Raw genomic sequence first — 4,039 nt, 5'->3', positions numbered from 1 at the left:
TTCGCCCTTAGGGGCTCGCCAATCGGCGAGTTTTCTTTAAAAAGCTTAATTTTCAACTTTCATCCTGAATTTCTGCTTGGAAGGATTCAATGCTTTCTCTTCTCCGCTGATTCTTTGCTTCAATTTGCTGGCGTTGCTGATCACTATCTGTAAATTGCATGGATTCTTCCGCCTTTTGGATATTTTCCGTTGTATCCTCAATCATAGATTGGAGCTTTTCAGCATTATCACTGCGATCATCTGGCTTAGGTTGGTTATTATTGTCCATGATAAAAATCCTCCTCATGTTGTAATTGGTACAAATATAGTTTGTAACGGTGGAGAAAAAATATCACAAAAAATTAATGGTATTGTATTAGACAAAAAAGACCCTTGGATTGGCCAATGGGTCTTATATACATCATTATTCACCTTTAGTTTGCATTACCTGGGCATGTTTGCCGGAAGTATCTTGCATCTTTTTTCCTTTATTTCCACCGAATCCTCGGGGTTGTGTGCCAATATGATCTGGTTTAAATCGTTTAGTTTTATACCCTGTTTCATTACTCATGTCAAATCCCTCCTTATGATCATTTTGCCCATAAGGGTAAGAAAAGATGATTGGAAAACTTTTGAGTTATTCCGCTTTTCCGAGACGTTTTTCTTCTATGCGCTGTTCAATTTTCTCGATCGCAGCATGATCTTTTAAAAGTTGAGATTTATTTTCAGATACAAGTTCTGCGAAAGAACGTTTTCTAGGTTTTCTCATTGATATCACCTTCCTTAACACCTATTGTAACAGTTATTATGCCCGCGAACGGTTGCAATTATTACAACTTTTTGAAAATTATATCGATTTTTTGTAAATGAATTAATTTTTTGTAAAAAAATAGACATTGGCATTAACCAATGTCTATTTTTTAGTTTAATTTTTTTGTAAAATCCTTCATGTTATCGAGCTTCATGGTGCCAATAAATTTATTTTGAATGATCCCCTTGCTGTCAATAAAATAAGTAGTAGGTATTGAAATGATCTGATATGTTTCATTTACTTTGTCATCTGCATCAAGAAGGATAGGAAAGGTAAGTTTATATTCGTCGACAAACGCTTGGACATCTAATTGCGGATCAATGTTAACAGCCAAAATTACTGTATCATCACCGATTTGCTTAAAGAATTGTTCCATTTCCGGCATTTCTGCTTTACATGGCCCACACCAAGTTGCCCAAAAGTTTAGCATCACCTTTTTCCCTTTTAAATCCGAAAGCTTTACCGTTTCTCCAGTCAATGTTTTTAGTTCAAAATCAGGTGCATTCGCCCCAATCGAAAGACCTACTTTAGTAACTGATGCTTGGCTTGTCTTTTCGGGTGCATCTGTCTTTTTATCCATTGCCTGAACAATTGCTACTGTAAGTAAGGTAACCAATACAACGGCAGCAATTACTTTTTTGACCATCCCCGAAGACCTCCTTTATGTAATTTTGCTACATTGATTTTACACTATAAACTTAGTTGAAACCAAACTTGTATATGCCGAAACTGTGACAATTTCCTTAATCTTTATTTTAGATTAAATAAATGAAAAAGCAAGCTTCCATTCGCTTGCTTTCTAAAGGTACTTTTTCAATTCGTTCAATATGTTTTGTGAGACCCTTTCAACAATCAAGTTCAAATCTTGTTCGGATAATGAACGTTCACGTGAAGGGGCTATTTTTTCCGCATGGAGACCGTTCTGAGTTTCAACCCCTAGTGGTGACTTCCCTCTTATCCCCATTTTTGTTTTCAGCTCGATCAGTGTTTGAACATGCTTTTTCGAAAGCTCTCGGTCTCCATTTAGCTGTTTCGTGATCCAATTAATTTTTGCTGTGAATTCTAACGATTCCATTAGATAGTACGCATGTTCCAAATCATTACCCCAAGTCAACGCGCCATGGTTTTCTAATAGCACGCCTTGATGCTCGTGTACGTACTTCTTTACGGCATTTGGTATTTCTGCTGTTGAAGGAGTTCCATATTCAGCAATAGGTATAGTTCCGAGGTAGACCACTGATTCTGGCATAATCGCCTGATCCAAGGGAATTCCTGCAATGGCAAATGCAGTTGCATATGGCGGATGAACATGGACAACAGCTTGAATGTCTGGTCGTTCTTGATAGACAAGAAGATGCATTTTCATTTCAGAGGTTGGCCGGTAATCACCATCAAGTACATTCCCTTGCCCATCCACTTTTATGATCATTTCGGGTGTTAGTGAACCTTTACTGACACCTGTTGGGGTGATAAGAAATTCATTGTCATTCATCCGAATGGAAATGTTGCCGTCATTGGCAGCCACTAACCCTTTATCGTAAATTCGCTTTCCAATATCACAAATTTGTTTTTTATACTTTATTTCTGTAATCATCAGCAACCCGCTTTCCATGTTTCATTGAAAAAGTTTTGGCAGCCCTTCTTGATAATTTCCAGTTAGGATACCCTTTTCGGTAATAATAGCCGTAACCAATTCATGTGGTGTGACATCAAATGCTGGATTAAACACCTTTACACCTTCAGGAGCTGTTCTTTTGCCAAAGCTTTCGGTAATTTCAGCTGCTTCCCGTTCCTCAATTGGAATGTCTGCCCCTGTTTTTGTTTCTAAATCAATGGTAGAGAGTGGTGCTGCTACGTAAAAAGGAATATTGTGTGCTTTTGCCAGAAGTGCCACTCCGTAGGTTCCAATTTTGTTTGCAACATCCCCGTTGGCTGCAACACGGTCACAGCCAACAAACACAGCTTGAACCCAGCCTTTTTGCATTACCATTGCTGCCATATTATCCGTGATAAGAGTGACATCAATCCCTGCTTGCATTAGCTCCCAGGCAGTCAGCCGAGCACCCTGCAGAAGTGGTCTCGTTTCATCTGCAAAGACTTTGATATTCCAGCCTTTTTCTTTAGCTAAATAAAGAGGTGCAAGAGCTGTCCCATATCTTGCCGTGGCGATACCGCCAGCATTGCAATGGGTAAGAATTCCAATACCGTCATGTAAAAGTGTTAACGCATGCTCCCCGATTGTACGGCATACTTCTTCATCTTCATTTCTAATCAAATGAGCTTCTAGCTCTAATGCTTCTTTAATATTCGGAACAGGCTGATCTATTTCTTTAGTTGCCCGCTCGTCCATTCGCTTCAATGCCCAAAATAAATTAACAGCTGTTGGACGTGATGTGGCCAAATATTCAGCTTGTTTTTTAAAAAAAGCGTAAAAATCTTCAAAAGAATTTTCAGGGGCATTCTTTATGCCCACCACTAACCCGTAGGCAGCGGCAATCCCAATTGCTGGAGCACCACGCACTTTCAATTGTTTAATCGCATCCCAGGCATCTTCAATTTTTGTGATTTCCAGAAATTCTGTTACATTTGGAATTTTAGTTTGGTCTAATATTTTTAATACACCGTTTTCATAAGAAACGGATAGTAAACAGGTGTCTTCCATGGAAAGTCATCTCCTCTTCAAAATGTCCCATTCCGTTGCAGATTTTCAGTCTTCTACCATTGTAATTTTAACAATATTCATGATATATGCAATACTTTTCATTTTTGAAAATGATTGAAGGTATTTAAGGCAATTGACTTAGTATAATGAAGGAAGAAAAAGTAGAGGGATTACTTTGATGATTCTTGTATTAGGTGACAGCCGTTTTTTAGGGAGAACATTTGTGGAGGAAGCACTCGCTTACAATCATGAAGTTACAACTTTTTAACAGAGGTACTCAGAATGAAGGTTTAAGAGATATCTAAATCAACACATGTGATCAATTTCGTGATTCAAAAGAAAAAATGACAATCAAATTAAGGTTTCACCTTATTTCAACAAAAGCATCCGATCTTTCATTAAGAATAAAACGCCGATAATGGAAGCTGATTTTTATGTGGATTCGTCTGTTGATAGTTGGAATGAAGGCTCATTCAGACAGGACAGCAGGAAAATTGCCTTCACCTGTCTGAATACAAGGCTCATTCAGACAGGATAAGAGGAAAATTGCTTTCACCTGTCTGAATACAAGGCTCATTCAGACAGGA

The 4,039-nt window shown here is 38.2% G+C and carries 6 protein-coding genes and 1 pseudogene; 1 reads left to right on the top strand and 6 read right to left on the bottom strand.

The window, feature by feature from the left end:
* Positions 1 to 52: 52 nt before the first annotated feature.
* The 6 genes from tlp to mtnA form a co-directional block, all read right to left on the bottom strand.
* Positions 53 to 268 carry a small acid-soluble spore protein Tlp gene (tlp, locus tag V7150_RS23890; protein ID WP_335523210.1) on the bottom strand — a complete coding sequence of 72 codons (216 nt, stop codon included), beginning with the start codon at positions 266 to 268 and terminating at the stop codon, positions 53 to 55.
* Between the two features lie 135 nt (positions 269 to 403).
* The gene (locus tag V7150_RS23885; protein WP_024026884.1) at positions 404 to 550 is read right to left on the bottom strand and encodes an acid-soluble spore protein N; all 147 of its coding nucleotides are present in this window, start codon (positions 548 to 550) and stop codon (positions 404 to 406) included.
* Between the two features lie 66 nt (positions 551 to 616).
* A complete protein-coding gene (locus V7150_RS23880; RefSeq protein WP_335523205.1) occupies positions 617 to 748 on the bottom strand; it encodes an FbpB family small basic protein in 132 nt (43 codons plus the stop codon).
* Positions 749 to 899: 151 nt separating this feature from the next.
* Positions 900 to 1,436 carry a redoxin domain-containing protein gene (locus tag V7150_RS23875; protein WP_335523203.1) on the bottom strand — a complete coding sequence of 179 codons (537 nt, stop codon included), beginning with the start codon at positions 1,434 to 1,436 and terminating at the stop codon, positions 900 to 902.
* 153 nt (positions 1,437 to 1,589) lie between these two features.
* Positions 1,590 to 2,402, bottom strand: a complete 813-nt coding sequence (locus tag V7150_RS23870) for a class II aldolase/adducin family protein (RefSeq protein ID WP_335523201.1) — start codon at positions 2,400 to 2,402, stop codon at positions 1,590 to 1,592.
* 3 nt (positions 2,403 to 2,405) lie between these two features.
* Positions 2,406 to 3,452, bottom strand: a complete 1,047-nt coding sequence (gene mtnA / locus V7150_RS23865) for an S-methyl-5-thioribose-1-phosphate isomerase (RefSeq protein ID WP_335523198.1) — start codon at positions 3,450 to 3,452, stop codon at positions 2,406 to 2,408.
* A 175-nt stretch (positions 3,453 to 3,627) separates the two neighbouring features.
* On the opposite strand from mtnA, the pseudogene V7150_RS26690 reads away from it, so the two are divergent.
* Positions 3,628 to 3,739: pseudogene (locus tag V7150_RS26690) on the top strand (NAD-dependent dehydratase); the annotation flags it as partial.
* Positions 3,740 to 4,039: the final 300 nt, after the last annotated feature.

This window comes from Neobacillus drentensis, assembly GCF_036965245.1.
Taxonomy (GTDB): domain Bacteria; phylum Bacillota; class Bacilli; order Bacillales; family Cytobacillaceae; genus Neobacillus; species Neobacillus drentensis_G.
The sequence above is the reverse complement of the archived record's forward strand: the minus strand, read 5'-3'. Positions and strand labels throughout refer to the sequence as shown.

Bases quoted from the DNA above. Each gene is read 5' to 3' on its own strand.
- mtnA (WP_335523198.1), bottom strand. From the start codon at position 3,452: ATGGAAGACACCTGTTTACTATCCGTTTCTTATGAAAACGGTGTATTA.
- tlp (WP_335523210.1), bottom strand. From the start codon at position 268: ATGGACAATAATAACCAACCTAAGCCAGATGATCGCAGTGATAATGCT.
- V7150_RS23875 (WP_335523203.1), bottom strand. From the start codon at position 1,436: ATGGTCAAAAAAGTAATTGCTGCCGTTGTATTGGTTACCTTACTTACA.
- V7150_RS23880 (WP_335523205.1), bottom strand. From the start codon at position 748: ATGAGAAAACCTAGAAAACGTTCTTTCGCAGAACTTGTATCTGAAAAT.
- V7150_RS23885 (WP_024026884.1), bottom strand. From the start codon at position 550: ATGAGTAATGAAACAGGGTATAAAACTAAACGATTTAAACCAGATCAT.
- V7150_RS23870 (WP_335523201.1), bottom strand. From the start codon at position 2,402: ATGGAAAGCGGGTTGCTGATGATTACAGAAATAAAGTATAAAAAACAA.